The organism is Nocardiopsis dassonvillei subsp. dassonvillei DSM 43111 (assembly GCF_000092985.1).
Lineage (GTDB): Bacteria > Actinomycetota > Actinomycetes > Streptosporangiales > Streptosporangiaceae > Nocardiopsis > Nocardiopsis dassonvillei.
This window is the reverse complement of record NC_014210.1, coordinates 1,290,330-1,307,248: the sequence shown is the minus strand read 5'-3', so window position 1 is coordinate 1,307,248 and position 16,919 is coordinate 1,290,330. Positions and strand designations below refer to the sequence as shown.

Here is a 16,919-nt window from a genome sequence, read left to right as displayed (position 1 = left end):
GGATCAGCCGGGCGGGCCCGTGGCCCGCCGACCGTGGCCGCCCGCCCTGCCCCTTCCGCTCAGGAAGCCGGGCCGGAGGGGCTCACCCCGGCGGCGGCCCCGTCAGGGCTTCCCCCGGCGGAATCGCTGGCGGCGGACCCACCGGCGGCGTCGCCCTCGGCGATGTGCGCGGCCCGCAGGACCGCCTCCAGGAGTCCGGGCATGCGCGCACCGAGGTCCTCCGTACGCAGACAGCTCATGCGCGAGGTGCCCTCGTAGTACTGGCGGATGACCCCCGCCTCGCGCAGCACGCGGAAGTGGTGGGTGGAGGTGGACTTGCTCACCGGCAGTTCGAAGGCGATGCAGGCCATGTCGTCGTGGCCCCGGGCCAGTTCGCGCACGATGCGCAGGCGCACGGGGTCGGCCAGGGCGTGCATGACCGTCTCCACCCGGATCTCCTCGGCGGGCGGGTGTTCCAGTTGCCGACCGCTTCGGACCCTTCGTTCCCTGCCGGGCATGCCATGACCTCCGCTGCCGTGCGCCGTGCGACTTCCACCACAAAGTACGAGGACGGTCGTAGTTTGACAATCCTCGTAGTACGTTGCTTACCGTAGTACGACATCCATCGTATTAGAGTTCGGCCTCCGTGCGCCGGACCCGCTCCCCGATGGACACCGACCACTTGCCGCAGACGGAAGGACACCCCTTGAGCACGCTGTTCACCCCCTTGAAGCTGAGGTCGCTGGAGATCCCCAACCGCGTGTGGATGTCCCCGATGTGCATGTACTCGGCCGCCTCCGAAGGGCCCGACGCCGGCGCCCCGACCGACTTCCACCTCGCGCACCTGGCCGACCGGGCCGCGGGCGGGGCCGGTCTGGTCATGGTCGAGGCCACCGGCGTGCGGCCCGACGGGCGGATCAGCCCCTGGGACCTCGGCCTGTGGAACAGCCGCCAGCAGGAGGCCTTCAAACGCGTGACCTCCGCGATCAGCGCCCACGGCGCGGTACCGGCCATCCAGCTCGCGCACGCCGGGCGCAAGGCCTCGACGGACAAGCCCTGGCTGGGCGGACAGTACGTCCCCGAGTCCGAGGGCGGCTGGCCGACGGTGGGTCCCGGCACTGAGGCCTTCCCCGGCTACCCCGCGCCGGTCGAGCTGACCGCCGACGGGATCCGGCAGCTGGTCCGAGACTTCGCGGCTTCGGCCGAGCGGGCGCTGGCCGCCGGGTTCCAGGTGGCCGAGGTGCACGGCGCGCACGGTTACCTGCTGCACTCCTTCCTGTCGCCCGCCACCAACCACCGCACCGACGAGTACGGCGGCAGCCCCGAGAACCGGATGCGCTTCGCGCTGGAGGTCGTCGAGGCCGTGCGCGAGGTGTGGCCCGAGCACCTGCCCGTGTTCTTCCGCACCTCGGCCACCGACTGGCTGACGGAGAACGAGGCCGACGAGCGCGAGGGCTGGACCGGCGAGGACACCGTCCTGCTCGCCAAGGAGCTCCAGGCCCGGGGCGTGGACCTCCTCGACGTGTCCACCGGAGGCCTGGTCGCCGACGCCCTCATCCCCGTGGGCCCGAACTACCAGGTGCCCTTCGCCGAGCGGGTCCGCGGTGCCACCGGCCTGCCCACCGGCGCGGTCGGAGCGATCACCGAACCCGCCCAGGCCGAGGAGATCGTCGCCTCGGGCCGCGCCGACGCGGTGTTCCTGGGACGGCAGCTGCTGCGCGAGCCCTACTGGGCCCACCGCGCCGCGGAGGAGCTGGGCGCCGACTCGCACTGGCCCGAGCAGTACGGCTACGCGGTCGGCCGCCCGCGCGTCGCCAGCGGGGCCTGAACCGGGCGGGTCCGGGCCGCGCGGCCCGGACCACACGGCTCCGGGTCCGCCGCACAGGAGGAACCCGTCGGAAGCGCCGAAGGCCCCGCGCGGGCTCCGGCGTGACCGGTGCCGGGAGCGGACTTCCCCTGCGCTCCCGCCCACGAACGCGTCAGCCGTAACCGCTCCGGGCGTCCCGGGACCCCCGGGACGCCCGGAGCGCCGTCCCGGCCCGACCGCCATCAGGACGGCCGTACTCAGGCCGACGCCGGAAGGAGGGCGGCCACGTCCTCGGAGCTGACCTGCTCGTAGCCCAGGGCCACGTACAGCTCCTCCAGGGACGGGTACCCCGAACGGCGCGCCACCCCGGTCATCGCCCCCGACGACTCGGCCTCGATGAGCCGGTCCGCCCCCACCAGGGCGATCATCCGCTCCCGGCCGGTGTGCTCCGCCTGCTCGTGGGCGCGCGTGCGGTGCCAGGCGGCGATCGCGACCCGCGCCCTGCCGGTCCTGACCGAGTCCAGCCACCCGCGGTCGGGGGCGGGCACGGACTTGGTGATGATGTGCACCGTCTCCCCTTCGCGGACCCGGGTCGCGGGGCTGACCAGGCGGCCGTCGATGGCCGCCGCCGAGTAGCGGTCGCCGGTGTCGGCGCCGAGCGCGTAGGCCACGTCGACCGGTGTGGCGCCCTCGGGGAGGGTGAGGACCTGGCCCTGCCCGGTGAGCACGGTGATGCTGTCGGCGAGGTCGGTGCGCACGCCCTCCAGGAGTTCCTCGGCCGAGGCCTGCTCCTGCCACCCGAGCAGCCGGGTCAGCCACTCCGGGTCGGTGGTGCGCTCGGTGGTCAGGCGGCCGTCCCTGCCGGTGGCCTGGCGGATGTCGGCGATGATGCCGTACTCGGAGACCTGCTGGGCGTGGGAGTCGCAGATGATGATCTGCACGCGGCGGCCGGACTCGGTGAGGACGGTGGTGTGCAGCGCCCGGTACAGGTTGTACCGGGGGGTGGCGATGAAGTCGCGGAACTTGGCCGGGTAGGGCTTCCACCTGCCGTGGACCGCCCCCAGGGCCAGGTAGGCGTTGCGCTCGTCGCCCTTGACGACGACCACGTACCGGACGGTGTCCAGCGGGTCGGGGTCGCCGGTCAGGCCGGTTCCGGAGGTGAACACCGAGTACGGGTGGCGGGAGCGCACCTCCACCCGCGCCTTGACGCGGAAGGAGGCCAGGCCGTCGCGCAGGGAGACGCGCAGCGCGTCGATCTCGTGGGCGCAGCCCTCGCGGACCCGGGCCACCCGCGTGCTGACCCGTTCGAAGTCCTCACCCTCCAGGTACTCGAAGCACAGGTCCTCCAGGTCGCGCTTGAGCCGGTACACCCCCAGCCGCTCCGCGAGGGGGATGAGGAGCTCCCGGGTGCCCTGGGCGATCTTGACGCGCTTGTGCGGGGGCTGGAACTGGAGGGTGCGCAGGTTGTGGAGCCGGTCGGCGAGCTTGATCAGCAGCACGCGCAGGTCGTCGCGGGCGGCCACCACCATCTTGCGGAAGGTCTCCCCCGCCGCCGCGCTGCCGTACATGGACCGGTCCACCTTGGTGACGCCGTCCACCATGACCCCGACCTCGGTGCCGAACTCCGCCGCGAGGTGGGCCAGGCTGAACGGGGTGTCCTCCACCGTGTCGTGCAGGAGGGCGGCGACCAGCGTCGCGGTGTCCAGGCCCATCTCGGCGAGGATGGTGGCCACGGCGACCGGGTGGATGATGAACGGCTCGCCGCTCTTGCGCTTCTGCTCCTTGTGCAGGTGCTCGGCCACGGCGTAGGCCCGGCTCAGCAGCGCCACGTCGGCCCTGGGGTACCAGCGCTGGTGTTCCCTGACCAGGGCCCGGACCCGGTCGGCGGGGGTGGAGGTGGCCTTGGCCGCGTTGAGCCCCTGCCACCACTGGGTGGACGCCGTCACATCGGGTGCGCCCATCGCGACCCCCTGTCCGCACACTGATCCGAGTCCGAACAGTGTAGTGACCGGCGGCCGCCGTGGGACCGGGAATCCGGAGTCCGCGCTCCCAGACGCCGCACGCACCACCGGCCGCGGGCCCGTGACCGGGCCCGGCCTCAAAGGTCCCCGGCAGGCAGGAGCCGCACCAGGCTGACCTGAGTCCCCTCGTCGGTCCGGGCGTGGGCGGCGCTCACTCTCCACCGACCGGCGGGCAGCGGGACAGGAGCACGCTCGGGCGACCCTTCTCCGGGGTGGACGGTGTCTGGAGAGGACCCCGGAGTGACGGAGTCCATGAGGACGACGGGGCCGTCCGTCACCCAGACACCGCACTCCTCCCATTCCACGGCGGAATCGGCCAGGACCGCCTCGGCCGCGGCTCTCAGGTCGGCCTCGGAGTCGGCGGCGATCCAGCGCAGGAAAGCACGGTGCTCAGGCAGGTAACAGCCGGGGTCGGGGCCGTCCCCCAGGACCAGTGCCCGCCCGTCGCCGTCTCCCACGGCGATCACCCCGGCCAGGCCGTCCACGGTGCAGGCCCGGTCGTAGTCGTCAGGGGTGTCCGTCTCCCCCCAGATCATCCCCGTCTCGGTACAGCCCTCCCACGCGGGCAGCAGGGAGACGGGGATGGCGAGCAGCGGGCCGCCCATGGACTCGATCCACGTAAGGGAGCTACGGGGCTCGTTGGCTCCGATCCGAGAACTCATGGCACCGAGTGTGTCCCCGGCCAGCGACAGTCCAGCCACGGTCGTCGGTGCCCCTGCCGTGTCCGCGTGGCCGCCGCGGCTACTCGCCGGTGAAGGAGGGCCTGACCCGGGCCAGGGAGGCGCTGACCCCGGCCTCGTGGTCCTTGGTGCCGAGCTGCTTGTTCTGCTCGACGATCTCCCGGTCCAGGGCGGCGGGCAGCGCGGCGAGCAGGTCGGCGCGGAGCGTGGCCTTCATCGAGCGCACGGTCAGCGGGGCGGAGGCGGCGATACGGTGGGCGTGGTCCACGGCCGCCGACCGCAGGGCGGCCTCGTCCACCAGCAGGTCGGCCAGGCCGATGGCGTGGGCCTCGGTGCCGGTGACCCGGCGGGCGGTGTAGAACATGTCGGCGGCCTTCTGGCGGCCGACGATCGCGGGCAGGGACACGCTCAGCCCGAAGCCCTGGTGCAGGCCCAGGAGACCGAAGTTGGCGTGGAAGCGGGTGGAGGGCGCGGCCACCCGGAAGTCCGCCGCGCAGGCCAGGCCCAGGCCGCCGCCCACCGCCGCGCCCTGGACGGCGGCGACCACGGGCACCGGCAGGGCGAACAGGCGCAGCGCCTCACCGTAGATGGCGCTGAGGGTCCGGACCGGGGTGTCACCGACCCCGCCCGCCGCGAAGTCCACCCCGGCGCAGAAGTTCTTGCCCTCCGAGCACACCACGAGGGCGCGGCGGTCCCCGGTGGCGACCAGTTCCTCGGCGGTGTCCGCCAGCTCCTTGAGGAGGGCGTGGTCGAAGTGGTTGTTGGGCGGTCGGTGGATCTCCAGGACGGCGACATGGCCGTCGAGGCGGACGGACAGTTCCTCGCTCATCGGACGCCTTCCCGTGCGTTCGGTGTGACCGGCCACGATGTTACCGCCGAGTAGGACAACCGCGGGCGACCGCCCCCTCCCGAACGCGCGTGCGACGCGAAACGGACGAACCGGGCACTGGGATTCACCCGCACCACGCGCGCGGCGTGCGGCCGAAGCCGACGGCCGACTCCCCTCCCCCGGTTGCGCCAAAGGCGCCCACACGCGCCCGCCGGTCCAGCACACTGGCCTTGCCGGTCGCCCAGCAGCGGCGATCGCGCTTCGAAGACGCGAAGACACGAAGGGTTCTGCCATGGCCAGCATTCCGGGCGACCTGCTCTACACCACGACCCACGAATGGGTCCGCCGGGAGCCCGGCGGCACGGTCTCCGTCGGACTGACCGACTTCGCCCAGCGGCAACTGGGCGACGTGGTCTTCCTGGAGCTGCCCGGAGCCGGGGACAGCTTCGACGCCGAGGAGGCGGTGGGCACGGTGGAGTCGGTCAAGGCCGTGTCGGAGTTCTACGCGCCGTTCGGATGCGAGGTGGTCGAGGTCAACACCGAACTCGCGGAGGAACCCGAGCAGGTCAACGACGACCCCTACGACTGCTGGCTCTACCGGGCCCGGCCCTCGGACCCGGGGGCGGTGGACGGGCTGCTCGACGCCGAGGCCTACGCGGAGCTGCTCCGGGAGGAGGCCGAGGAGTAGGGCTCGTCGGCGGGCCCGCATCCTCTCCTCCGCGGGCCCGTCGAAGGCCCCGCCGGTCGGCGGCCCGCCCCTGCCGGGGCCCGGCCGCGCGGTCGGCGGCCGGGCCCGCGGGACACGGACCGCAGGGGCCGGGCGCACCGCCTCCCGGTGCGCCCGGCCCCGGGTCAGACCAGCCCGCGGCGGACCAGCAGGGGCTCCATCCGGGGCTCACGGCCCAGGAAGTCGCGGACCGCCTCCATGGGGTCCACACCGCCGCCCACGGACAGCACCCTCTCCCGGAAGCGGTCCCCGCCCTCCCGGGTGAGGCCGCCGTTCTCGGTGAACCACTCCACGCTCTCGGCGTCCAGGACCTCGCTCCACACGTAGGAGTAGTAGCCCGCGCTGTAGCCGTTGGCGAACACGTGCATGAAGTACGCCGACCGGTAGCGCGGACGGACCAGGGGGTGCAGGGCCCCCGCCGCCTCCAGGGCGCGCGCCTCGAAGGAGGCCGGGTCCTCCACGGCCTCGCCCGGGGCCAGGCGGTGCCACGACCAGTCCAGGAGCGCCGCGGCCAGGTACTCGAAGGTCGCGAAGCCCTGGTTGAACTGGCGGGCGGCCGTCAGGCGCTCCACGAGTTCGGCGGGCACCGGCTCACCGGTCTCGTGGTGGCGGGCGTAGTGGGACAGGACCTCCGGCCAGGTCGCCCACATCTCGTTCACCTGGGAGGGGAACTCCACGAAGTCGCGCGGCACGCTCGTGCCCTGCACGCGCGGGAACCGCACGGCCGACAGCAGCCCGTGCAGGGCGTGGCCGAACTCGTGGAAGGCCGTCTCGACCTCGTCGAAGGTGAGCAGGGTGGGGCCCGAGGCAGGCTTGGTGATGTTGAGGTTGTTCACCACCACCGGCCGCTCGTCCAGCAGGAAGGACTGGTCGACCAGGTTGTGCATCCACGCGCCGCCGCGCTTGGTCGGTCTGGCGTAGGGGTCCAGCAGGAACAGCCCCAGGGGCGAGCCGTCCCGGTCGAACACCTCCCACACCCGCACGTCCTCGTGGTAGCCGCGCAGGTCGGGCCGCTCGGCGAAGGTGATCCCGTACAGCAGCGTCGCGGCGTGGAAGACGCCGTCCCGGACCACCCTGCCGAGTTCGAAGTAGGGGCGCAGGACGCTGTCGTCGAAGTCGTAGCGCTCCCTGCGCACCTGCTCGGCGTAGAAGGGCCAGTCCCAGGGCTCGATGTCGTGCCCGGCGTGCTCGGCCAGGGCCCGGGCCTCCTTCTCGACGTTGCGCCGGGCGGGTCCGACGAGCTGGCCGAGCCGCTCCTCGACCGCGTCGACGGTCTTGGCGGTCTGGTCCGCGACCGTGTAGGCCGCGTGGTCGGGGTAGCCGAGCAGCGCGGCCCGCTCGGCGCGCAGGACGGCCATGCGCGCGGCGATGTCGAGGTTCTCGGGGGCGCGCTCGGCGCTCAGGGTGTAGAGCCGCTCACGGGTGGCGCGGTTGGTGAGCTGGGCCAGCGCGGGCTGCACGGTGGTGTTGAGCAGGGGCAGGACGTACTCCCCGTCCCGCTCGATCGCGCTGATGTGCGCCTCGTCCAGGCCGTCGAGGTCGGAGACGTCGCCGGTGACGAGGGAGGCCTCGCGGGTGGCCCGGACCACGTTGCGGGAGAACTCGGTGCTCAGTCCGGCGAGTTCGGTGTTGAGCTCGCGCAGCCGGGCCTGCTGGTCGTCGTCCAGGTCGGCGCCCGCCTTGACGAAGTCGAGGCGGTACCGCTCCAGCAGCCAGGCCTCCTGCGGGTCGGAGGCGGTGACCTGCCGCACGCGCTCCCACAGGTCCCGGTTCAGCGAGATGGCGTCCCGGTGCTGTGCGGCCCTCGGGGCGATCTCCCGCTCGATCTCCTCGATGCCGTCGGTGGCGTCGGAACCGGCCAGGGTGTGCAGGACGGTCTCCACCCTGGCCAGGAGCGCGCCGGAGCGCTCCAGTGCCGCGATGGTGTTGTCGAAGGTCGGGGGCCGCGGGTCGCGGACGATCGCGTCCACCTCGGCGAGGTGCTCGGCCACGCCCTTGTCGAACGCGGGCAGGAAGTGCTCCTCGCGGATGGCCGCGAAGTCGGGGAGCCGGTAGGGAAGCTCGCTCGGGGACAGGAACGGGTTGTCGGTCAAGGATCGTGCTCCTCGTTCGTCGTTACCGGCCCCGCTCCCCCGCGGTGGTGCGCGGCGGAGCTGTGGAACACGCGCCGGACTCCGCGGCGTCAGGGTTCTCGGCCGGGCGGGCTCCGGTGCTCGGGGCGCTCGTGCTGTTCTACCTTGCTCCCCGCCCCGTGTCACCCGCACGCCCGGGAGCGTCGCCGGTCGCGGTCGGCCGTCCCCGACCGACTGCGGAACCTCCTGGCAGCCTGCCTGGCCAAGAAGCCGGGCGACCGGCCCGGGGTGGACGAGGCCCTGGCGGCGTGCGCGGTCGGGGAGTGGGCAGGCGAGTGGTGGCTGCCGCCGTCTGCGCCGTCGGCGCCCTGGCCGTGAGCGCCCTCGGCGGGGCCCTCGCACCGCTCTCCATGATGCCCGCCTGGGCGCAGGCCGCAGCCCCGTTCTCCCCCGGCTACTGGGCGATGGCCCTGTTCGGGGCCGCCGTCGCCGGGGACACCGCGGGCGCGGTCCGCGCCGCCCTGGTCCTGACCGCGGTCGGGGCGGTGGCGGGCGCCCTGGCCTGCGTCCGTGTCGGCCGCGGCCTCGGGGACCTGCGGGGGTAGTGGCGCGGGGGCGGAGAGCCGAACCGGGTGCGGGGCGGGGCGGGGAACCACGCCGTGGGCGGTCGGCCCCGGCTCACGTTCCCTCGGTCGCCGCCTGTTCCGGGCGACGGCGCGGCGGACGCAGTCCCGCAGCAGGGCCCGCCGCCGGTCGTGCACGTCCGGGGGCTCCGTCGCGGTGGCGGCGTAGACGTTGCTCACCGGCGACCAGGCCATCGACATGGCGATGACCACGGCCATCACGTCGAGGGGGTCGCCCCGCCTGACCCGCCCGGCGGCCTGGGCCTCGGCGATGGCGCGGAGCTTGTGGTCGTCGTGGCGCTCGTGCTCCGCGACGAGGTGTCCTTCCGGACACCGCTCCAGACGGGCCCAGGCGGCGAGGCGGATGAGGTCGGGGCGGGCGAGGTACTCGTCGTAGAGGCGCACGGCCCAGTCGGCCAGGTCGTCGGCGTCGATGGGGGCGACGTTGGTGACGCGCTCCAGCGAGGCGAGGAAGACCGCGTCGAAGAGCCGTTCCTCGTTGCCGAAGGGGCGGGACGGGGCGCCGACATGTTCGTGGCCGTCAGGAGCCGGGCGTCTCGGAGCGGTGGGAGTGCCCGTACTGGCGCCCCAGCCCGAAGTAGTGGCGGAAGTTGTAGATCATCGGGTTCCAGCGCGCGGGATCGACGTGGTCGGTGCCGGGCACCACCAGGCGCTCGTCCGCGTGCACCCGCAGCACCTCGGCCTGGACCACGGTGAAGTCGCCCGAGGCGTCGGCGTCCACGCGCACCGCCCGGGCCTCCAGCTGCAAAGGGCACTCGGCCACGCGGGGCGGCGCGACCCGCTGCGACTCCTGCGGGGTCAGGCCCGCGGCGGCGAACTTGTCTGCCTCGAAGCGGCAGCCCGGCGGCTTGCCCGGGGGCACGGGCGAGCGCCCGGTGAGCGGGGCCAGCCGCTCGACGCTGGCCCAGTTCTCGGCGGCGGGGAAGCTGGCCACGAGTTCGGGGCGCGCCGCCAGGTTGCGCGCGGTCTGCCCGGTGGCCCCCAGACCCAGCACCAGCAGGTACCCCAGGGCCCAGGCCGAGGAGATCGGGGCGAGGTTGGGGGTGCCGTCCTCGTTGACGGTGGAGAGCAGCACCACGGGGGTGCCGAAGTAGAGGATGCGCGGTCGGATGGTGCGGTGGGAGAGGGGCGCGGCGGCGTGCCCCGGGGCCGTTCGCTGGTCGGTGGTCATGACCGGGACTCTAGGAGGCCGACACTTCGGCGGCGGTCGAACTGTTCCCGGCCCTCACACCATCGGACCGGCACCCGCGGACCGGTGTCCGGGGCGGGGCTCGCCCCGGCCCGGACACCGCTGCGGTCAGGCCTTGACGCGGTGGGTGTCGACCGTCCACGCGCGCGCCTGGTCGCTCAGGGTCACCCCCAGGCCGGGCCGGTCGGAGAGGTGCATGCGCCCGCCCGAGATCTCCAGGTGCTCGTTGAAGAGGGGGTCGAGCCACTCGAAGTGCTCCACCCACGGCTCGTGCCGGTAGGCGGCGGCCAGGTGGATGTGGACCTCCATCGCGAAGTGCGGGGCCAGCTGGAGGTGGCGCCGGTCGGCCATCGCCATGACCTGGAGGAACTGCGTGATGCCGCCGATCCGGGGCGCGTCGGGCTGGATGATGTCCGCGCCCCCGTGGCGGATCAGCTCGGCGTGCTCGGCGACGCTGGTGAGCATCTCCCCGGTGGCGATGGAGGTGTCGAAGGTCGCGGCCAGGCGCCCGTGGCCCTCGAAGTCGTAGGCGTCCAGCGGCTCCTCGATCCAGACCAGCCCGAACTCCTCGAAGGCCCGGCACATGCGCTGGGCGTCGGCCCGCGACCACTGCTGGTTGGCGTCCACCATCAGCGGCACGCCGTCGCCCAGGTGTTCGCGCACCGCCGCGACCCGGGCCAGGTCCGTGGCGCTGTCGGGGTGGCCGACCTTGAGCTTGATACCGCCGATGCCGTCGGCCACCGCCGCGGCCGACCTCTCCATGACCTCCTCGACGGGGGCGTGGAGGAAGCCGCCCGAGGTGTTGTAGCAGCGCACCGAGTCGCGGTAGCTGCCGAGGAGCTTGGCCAGCGGCAGGCCCGCCCGCTTGGCCTTGAGGTCCCACAGGGCGATGTCGAAGGGCGCGATCGCCTGGGTGGCCAGCCCGCTGCGGCCCACCGAGGCGCCCGCCCAGACGAGCTTGTCCCAGATCTTGCCCGTGTCGCTGGGGTCCTCCCCCAGCAGGACGGAGGCCACCTCCCGGGCGTGGGCGAACTGCCCCGGGCCGCCCGCACGCTTGGAGTAGCCGAACCCGACGCCCTCGTGACCGGCCTCGGTGGTGATCTCGGCGAAGAGCATCGCGACCTCGGTCATCGGCCGCTGGCGCCCGGTGAGGACCTTGGCGTCGCTGATGGGCGTGTTCAGGGGAAGGGTGACCGAGGAGATCGTGACGCTGGTGATGCGGTCCTGCGTGGCCGCTCCGGCGTGCGGGGTCATGGACGTCCTTTTCTCGTGCTCGTGTGCGCGTGTGCGGGCGTGTGCATGTGAGTGTGCGGGCGTGCACGTGTAGGCGTGCACGTGCGGCCGTGTACGGACGCGGGTGCGGGAGCGGTGAACGTCCGCCGGGGCGGTGCCGTGTGCTCGTGCGCGGATACGCACGTGGACGGGCGCGGCCGGCGGCCTGTCGCCCCCGGGCGGCGTCCGGCGCGGCGCCCGCTCGCACCGGAGGCCGCGCCGGGCGGTTCAGGAGGTCTCGATGGCCGCCTCGACCTCGGTCATGAACTGTTCGGCGGCCTCGGCCGGGGTGAGGTCGCCGAAGGCGAGCCCGTCGCTGACGCGGCTGCTGATGTCCACGACCTGACCGGCGCCGATCGGCGCGGGCGGGTTGCCGTCCACGATCGTTCCCTCGATCTCGCCCATGAACTCGGCCATCCGGGCGTCGGACTCGGGCAGGTCGTCGAGGATGGCCTCGCGGACCTCGGTGTTGGCGGGCAGGCCCAGGTCGGCCAGGAGCAGCTCGGACGCCGCCGGGTCGTTGAGCATGTAGTCGACGAAGCGGGCCGCCTCCGCGGGGTGCTCGGAGCCCGCGGAGATCGAGTAGAACATGGCCGGTTTGAAGAACAGGCCGGTCCGGTCGAACTCGGTCTCCCCGGGGTAGCGCAGGAGCTGGATCTCGCGCCCGGAGGCCTCGACCACGTTGCCGAGCTGGTTGCTCCAGAAGTGCGCCATGGCGCCCTCGCCGGTGGCCACGACCGACTGGTCGATGCCGCCCGCCTGGATCTCCACGCTCCGGGCCGCGCTGGGCTGGCCGCCGTTCTCCAGCAGGTCCTGGGTGATCTCGTACCAGGCCTCCAGGGTCTCCTGGGAGAAGCCGAGGCTGCCGTCCTCGTTGTAGAGCGCCTCCCCGTGCTGGCGGGCGAAGACCTGGAAACCGGCCTCGTTGTAGCTCATGCTCTGGGCGCCGGCGATCTCGCCGCCGGTGCCCTCGCTGATCTGCCCGGCGATCTCGACGTAGTCCGCCCAGGTCCAGGTGTCGTCGTCGGGCATCTCCACCCCCGCGGCGGCGAAGGCCTCGGGGTCGGCGTGGATGGAGTAGGCGTTGACGCCGCTGGCCGCGCCGAAGGTCTGCCCGTCCAGCTGGCCGCTCTCGGCGACCAGCGGGTCGATCAGCGACAGGTCCAGGCCCTCGGCCTCGCCCAGGTCGAGCAGGGCGCCGCGGTCGGCGTACTCGCGCAGGTAGCGCTCCTCCTGCATGAGGACGTCCGGGGAGTCGTTGGCCGCGGTGGTGGTGGCCAGGCGGTCCCAGTAGGCGGACCAGTCGGTGGTCTCCGCCGTGATCCGGATGTCGGGGTTGTCCGCCTCGAAGTTCTCGATGACCTGGAGCATGGTGGCCTGGCGCTCGTTGGAGCCCCACCAGGAGAAGCGCAGCTCGACGGTGCCGTCGTCGGAGCCCGAGCAGGCGGAGGCGAGCAGGACCGTCGCCGCGGCCGCGGCGGTCGCGGACAGGGCGGTGCCGCGGCGGCCGTGTCGGCGCACTCGGCCCGGGGGTACGCGCATGGTGGTGTTTCCCTTCGGCTTCCGGCTCGCGCCGGTGACGGCTGTGGCTTCGGTGGGGGCGTCCGCGCCCGGCCGTCCGGGGGGAGGCGGACACGGACGTGTGCGTGGGAACACAGGGGAGAAACGGTTCGAAGTGGTCTGGTAAGCGCTATCCAAGGACTATGATGGTCAGTTTCTAGCACCGCGTTCACATGGGTGTCAATGGTTCACATCCATGAACCGCCTGGTGGACCACCCCGCCGCATCGGCACCCCCTCCGGCCGCGCCCGGCACCGCACAGGTCCGCCGCCGCATGCCCGCCGCGTCCCTCCACGGGCCCGCCGCGCGCCCCCGGTTCCGCGCCACGCGCCCGCCACCACGCGTGTTCTCGCCGCCAGCAGCGCTTTCGGCACCCACGGCGGCGTTGGCGGCACGGTCGCCGGAAGGGGGCGACGCGCACTGCCGAGTCCGCATGCCGCCGAACACCGTGCACCGCCGACTCCGCATGCCACTGGGCGCAGGACTCGGCCGGACACCATGCACCGCCGAGCGCCGCACACCATGCGCACCATGCGCACCAGGACGGCCTCTCACCCCTCCGCCCTTGCCTCCAGCTTGGAAAGCGCTTACCCTCCCCTGGTGCGGAGCGTAAGTCCATGGGCGAAAGCCCTCACCCGCGTCGGTGGGCACGCCCGCTCACGGCGGGCCGCGCCGACGGGGTGGGGCGACCCGCCGTGGACCCGTGTGCGACACCGCGCCGTGGTGGGGGCGGTGCCGGCCGGCGCCCTGCTCCGGGGCGCCCGTCGGCACGGCGGACCGGGGGCCGTGCCCTGTTCAGGGGCGGCCCCGGCCGGGCGCCAGCACCGCTCCGGCGAGGGGCACCAGGGCGAGCAGGAGCCAGGGCAGCGGTCCGCCCAGGTCCAGCAGCGCCCCCGCGGGCACACTGCCCAGGAGCACCACCAGCCCCGACAACGAGGACAGCGCGCCCGTGAACAGGCCCAGGTGGCGGTCCTCTACCAGGTCGGGGATCCAGGCCCGCACCGTGGGCACGATGAGCACCTGGCCCAGGGTCAGCGCGGTGACGAACACCGCGGAGGGCACGAGCCCGCCCAGCGCGCCGACCGGCATCGACGCGGCGGCCCCGGCGAAGCCCAGGCAGATCAGCGCCAGCCCCCACACCAGCGTCGCGCGCCGCGTCAGACGGGCGGAGGCCCAGCGCAGCATCGGCACCTGCGTGGCGATGTAGAGCAGCGACGCCCACGCCAGCAGCCAGCCCAGCGCCGTCTGGGAGCCGGTCGCCCGCTCCACCTCCGCTGGCAGGGCCAGGTAGAGCTGGTTGTAGGCCAGCAGGTAGCCGCTGTAGGCCAGGCTCAGCGCCAGGAACCGGCGGTTGCCCAGCAGCAGCCGCAGCCCCTCCCGCAGGCGCGGCGTTCCCCGGTCGGCCGACGCGGGCGCGCCCGGCGCGGTGCGGGGCATCAGCCGCAGGTGCCCGGCCAGCACGGCGGCGAAGACCGCGGCCCCGGCCAGACAGGCGGCGCGGAAGCCGCCGAGCAGCAGCAGGGCGCCCAGCGGCGGTCCGACGAGGGTTCCCGCCTGTCCCGCGACGGAGAACAGGGCGAGCATCCGGGTGCGGGGTTCACCGGTCCTCCGCTCGTGCCGCACGGCCTGGCGCACGATCTCGGTCTCCACGGCCGGGGAGAACAGCGCGGCGGCGAAACCGATGAGCAGTACCGAGGCGATGACCGACGCGGTGCCCTGGGCGAAGCCGAGCCAGCAGAACCCGGCCACGCGCAGCGCGCAGCCCGCCAGCACCACCGGGCGCGCGCCGAACCGGTCGGTGAGCGTGCCGCCCACCACGAACAGACCCTGCTGGCTGAAGGTGCGCAGGCCCAGCACGAGGCCGACCAGCCACCCGGCCAGGCCCAGAGCGCCGCCGAGGTGGTCGGCGAGGTAGGGCAGGACCGCGAAGAAGCCGACGTTGAACGCGAACTGCGAGCCGATCAGCAGCAGGGGCAGCGCGGGCAGGCCGCACACGTCGCGCAGCGCCGCGGCCCCGCGGGCGGTGGTCCGGGACAGGACGTTCCCGCTCCCGGCTACGGCCCTGTTCCCGTTCCCGCTCTCATTCCCAGCCCTGTTCCCGGCCCCGTTCCCGGGCTCGCTCTCGCTCCCGGCCCCGCTCCCGTTCCCGATCCCGGCCCTGTCCCCGCTCTTCCCGTGCCCGCTTCCGCTCCCGTGTCCGTTCCTGCGGGGCTGCCGTGCCGGGCTCACGGGGCGCTCGGCAGCGGCCGGTCCCCGGAGGCGCCGGGGAGGGCCGGTACGGCCTCCACCAGTTCGCGGGTGTAGGGGTCGGCGGGGTCGGAGCACACCCGATGGGCGGGGCCGGTCTCCACCAGCCGTCCCGCGCGCATGACCGCCGCGCGGTGCGCGACGTGCCCGACGAGCGCCAGGTCGTGGCAGATGAACAGGTAGCCCAGCCCCAGTTCGTCCTGGAGGCCGGTGAGCAGGTTGAGCACCCCGGCGCGCACGGAGGAGTCCAGGGCCGACACCGGTTCGTCCAGGACCAGCAGGCGCGGCTCGCAGGCCAGCGCGCGGGCGATCCCCACCCGCTGGCACTGCCCGCCGGAGAGCTCGTGGGGCAGCCGGTCGCCGTGCGCGGGGTCCAGTCCGACCTTCTCCAGGAGTTCGGCCACCCGGGCGGGACCGGTCGCGCGGTCCCAGCGGCCGTGGATGCGCAGGGGTTCGGCGACGGCGTCGCGCACGCGCAGGCGCGGGCTGAGCGAGCCGTAGGGGTCCTGGAACACCGGCTGGATCGCGGGGCGCAGGGCGCGCAGCTCCCTCTCGCCCATGGCGGTCAGCTCCCGGCCCCCGAAGAGCACCGTCCCGCCCTGGGGCCGGCGCAGTCCGATCACGGCCGCGGCGGTGCTGGACTTGCCGCACCCCGACTCCCCGACCAGGGCGAGCGTCTCCCCCGCGCCGATGTCGAAGGAGATCCCGTCGACGGCCGTGACCGGGGCGGCCCGCCGGGTGCGGCCCGGGTAGCGCACCACCAGGTCGCGCACGCTCAGCAGCGGTGGGGTGGTCATGTCGTCCTTTCCCGTGGTGTGTGCGCGGTGTCCGTGAACAGGGAGGAAGCCGGGTCGGGCAGGTCCTGCCAGCGGTGGCACGAGACCAGCCTGCCCGACTCCCCGGCTACCGCGGGTGAGGGCTCCTCGGCGTGGCACCGATCCTCCGTCAGCGGACAGCGGGGCGCGAAGGCGCAGCCGCCGGGCAGCGCCTCCGGTGAGGGGGGCGTTCCGGCGATGGCGGGCAGGCGGCGGTCCCCGGCCCCGGGCCGGGGCAGCGCGGCGACCAGGCCGGCGGTGTAGGGGGCGCGCGGCCGGGTCAGGACCGGCCCCACCGGGCCCGACTCGACGTGGCGTCCGGCGTAGACGACCACCACCCGGTCGGCGTAGCCGCCGACGACGCCCAGGTCGTGGGTGACCAGGACGACCGAGGTGCCGGTCCGCTCCCGCAGCCCGCACAGCAGTTCCAGCGTCCGGGCCTGCATCCTGGGGTCGAGGGCGGTCGTGGGCTCGTCGGCGAACACCAGGTCGGGTTCGTTGACCGTGGCCATCGCGATGACCGCCCGCTGGCGCATGCCGCCGGAGAACTCGTGCGGGTAGGCGTGCGCGCGTCGGGCGGCGTCGGGGATGCCGACCCGGTCCAGTGCGGCCACCGCCCGCTCCCACGCCGCGGCCCGGCTCATCCGACGCACGGAGCGCAGGGCGCGTACGAGCTGGGCGCCCACGGTGTGCACGGGGCTGAGCACGGCGAGCGCGTCCTGGGGCACCAGGGACATCCGCCGCCCGCGCAGGGTCCGCAGGACGGCGGGCGGTGCGCCGACCAGCTCCTGTCCGTCCAGGCGGACGCTTCCGGTGACGGAGGCGCCGTAGGGCGCCATGCCCAGGACGGCGCGGGCGGTGACCGACTTCCCGGCCCCGGACTCCCCCACGAGCGCGAGCACCTCGCCGGGGCGCACGTCGAAGGAGAGCCCGCGCACGGCGCGGACCCCGCCCCCTCGCCGTCCGGGCAGGGTGACCCGCAGGTCGCGGACCGACAGCAGGGCCTCGTCGCTCATCTGCGTCCTTCCGGGGAGAGTTCGGCCTTCGGGCCGGAGAGGAGAGGGACCGGGCCCCGCG

The 16,919-nt window shown here is 73.9% G+C and carries 14 protein-coding genes and 1 pseudogene; 3 read left to right on the top strand and 12 right to left on the bottom strand.

Annotated elements, in window-relative coordinates; translation table 11 throughout:
• Nucleotides 1-59: 59 nt before the first annotated feature.
• Nucleotides 60-497, bottom strand: coding sequence for an ArsR/SmtB family transcription factor (locus NDAS_RS05290; RefSeq protein ID WP_013152109.1), 438 nt, complete (start codon nucleotides 495-497; stop codon nucleotides 60-62).
• A 188-nt stretch (nucleotides 498-685) separates the two neighbouring features.
• On the opposite strand from NDAS_RS05290, the gene NDAS_RS05285 reads away from it, so the two are divergent.
• On the top strand, nucleotides 686-1,807 hold the full coding sequence (locus NDAS_RS05285) for an NADH:flavin oxidoreductase/NADH oxidase (RefSeq protein WP_041552410.1): 1,122 nt from the start codon (nucleotides 686-688) through the stop codon (nucleotides 1,805-1,807).
• A 236-nt stretch (nucleotides 1,808-2,043) separates the two neighbouring features.
• Here NDAS_RS05285 and NDAS_RS05280 read toward each other — a convergent pair whose 3' ends face one another.
• From NDAS_RS05280 to NDAS_RS05270, 3 genes are all read right to left on the bottom strand, one after another.
• Entirely contained in the window at nucleotides 2,044-3,747 is a 1,704-nt protein-coding gene (locus NDAS_RS05280; RefSeq protein ID WP_013152107.1) for a RelA/SpoT family protein, read from the bottom strand.
• Between the two features lie 137 nt (nucleotides 3,748-3,884).
• Complete coding sequence (locus tag NDAS_RS05275; RefSeq protein WP_013152106.1) at nucleotides 3,885-4,469, bottom strand: immunity 21 family protein; 585 nt, start codon at nucleotides 4,467-4,469, stop codon at nucleotides 3,885-3,887.
• A 79-nt stretch (nucleotides 4,470-4,548) separates the two neighbouring features.
• The gene (locus tag NDAS_RS05270; protein WP_013152105.1) at nucleotides 4,549-5,316 is read right to left on the bottom strand and encodes an enoyl-CoA hydratase/isomerase family protein; all 768 of its coding nucleotides are present in this window, start codon (nucleotides 5,314-5,316) and stop codon (nucleotides 4,549-4,551) included.
• Between the two features lie 292 nt (nucleotides 5,317-5,608).
• Here NDAS_RS05270 and gcvH point away from each other — a divergent pair, with 292 nt between their 5' ends.
• Nucleotides 5,609-6,004 (top strand): glycine cleavage system protein GcvH, encoded by a 396-nt coding sequence (gene gcvH, locus NDAS_RS05265; protein WP_013152104.1) that lies wholly within the window; start codon nucleotides 5,609-5,611, stop codon nucleotides 6,002-6,004.
• A gap of 164 nt (nucleotides 6,005-6,168) precedes the next feature.
• Here the strand turns inward: gcvH and NDAS_RS05260 are convergent, their stop codons facing one another.
• Nucleotides 6,169-8,136, bottom strand: a complete 1,968-nt coding sequence (locus NDAS_RS05260) for a M3 family metallopeptidase (protein WP_013152103.1) — start codon at nucleotides 8,134-8,136, stop codon at nucleotides 6,169-6,171.
• A gap of 314 nt (nucleotides 8,137-8,450) precedes the next feature.
• Here NDAS_RS05260 and NDAS_RS05255 point away from each other — a divergent pair, with 314 nt between their 5' ends.
• Nucleotides 8,451-8,720 carry a hypothetical protein gene (locus NDAS_RS05255; protein WP_232051748.1) on the top strand — a complete coding sequence of 90 codons (270 nt, stop codon included), beginning with the start codon at nucleotides 8,451-8,453 and terminating at the stop codon, nucleotides 8,718-8,720.
• A 171-nt stretch (nucleotides 8,721-8,891) separates the two neighbouring features.
• Here the strand turns inward: NDAS_RS05255 and NDAS_RS29175 are convergent.
• The 7 genes and pseudogenes from NDAS_RS29175 to NDAS_RS05220 form a co-directional block, all read right to left on the bottom strand.
• Nucleotides 8,892-9,143 (bottom strand): annotated as a pseudogene (locus tag NDAS_RS29175) (TetR/AcrR family transcriptional regulator); the annotation flags it as partial.
• 136 nt (nucleotides 9,144-9,279) lie between these two features.
• Nucleotides 9,280-9,930: a flavin reductase family protein gene (locus NDAS_RS05245; protein ID WP_013152101.1), complete on the bottom strand. Its 651-nt coding sequence runs from the start codon at nucleotides 9,928-9,930 to the stop codon at nucleotides 9,280-9,282.
• A gap of 126 nt (nucleotides 9,931-10,056) precedes the next feature.
• Entirely contained in the window at nucleotides 10,057-11,202 is a 1,146-nt protein-coding gene (locus NDAS_RS05240; protein WP_013152100.1) for an L-talarate/galactarate dehydratase, read from the bottom strand.
• A 246-nt stretch (nucleotides 11,203-11,448) separates the two neighbouring features.
• Nucleotides 11,449-12,762, bottom strand: coding sequence for an ABC transporter substrate-binding protein (locus NDAS_RS05235; RefSeq protein WP_013152099.1), 1,314 nt, complete (start codon nucleotides 12,760-12,762; stop codon nucleotides 11,449-11,451).
• An 813-nt stretch (nucleotides 12,763-13,575) separates the two neighbouring features.
• A complete protein-coding gene (locus NDAS_RS05230) occupies nucleotides 13,576-14,775 on the bottom strand; it encodes an MFS transporter (RefSeq protein ID WP_232051643.1) in 1,200 nt (399 codons plus the stop codon).
• Nucleotides 14,776-15,005: 230 nt separating this feature from the next.
• Complete coding sequence (locus NDAS_RS05225; RefSeq protein WP_013152097.1) at nucleotides 15,006-15,824, bottom strand: ATP-binding cassette domain-containing protein; 819 nt, start codon at nucleotides 15,822-15,824, stop codon at nucleotides 15,006-15,008.
• Nucleotides 15,821-16,858: an ABC transporter ATP-binding protein gene (locus NDAS_RS05220; RefSeq protein WP_013152096.1), complete on the bottom strand. Its 1,038-nt coding sequence runs from the start codon at nucleotides 16,856-16,858 to the stop codon at nucleotides 15,821-15,823. The genes NDAS_RS05225 and NDAS_RS05220 overlap by 4 nt, the downstream gene beginning before the upstream one ends.
• Nucleotides 16,859-16,919: the final 61 nt, after the last annotated feature.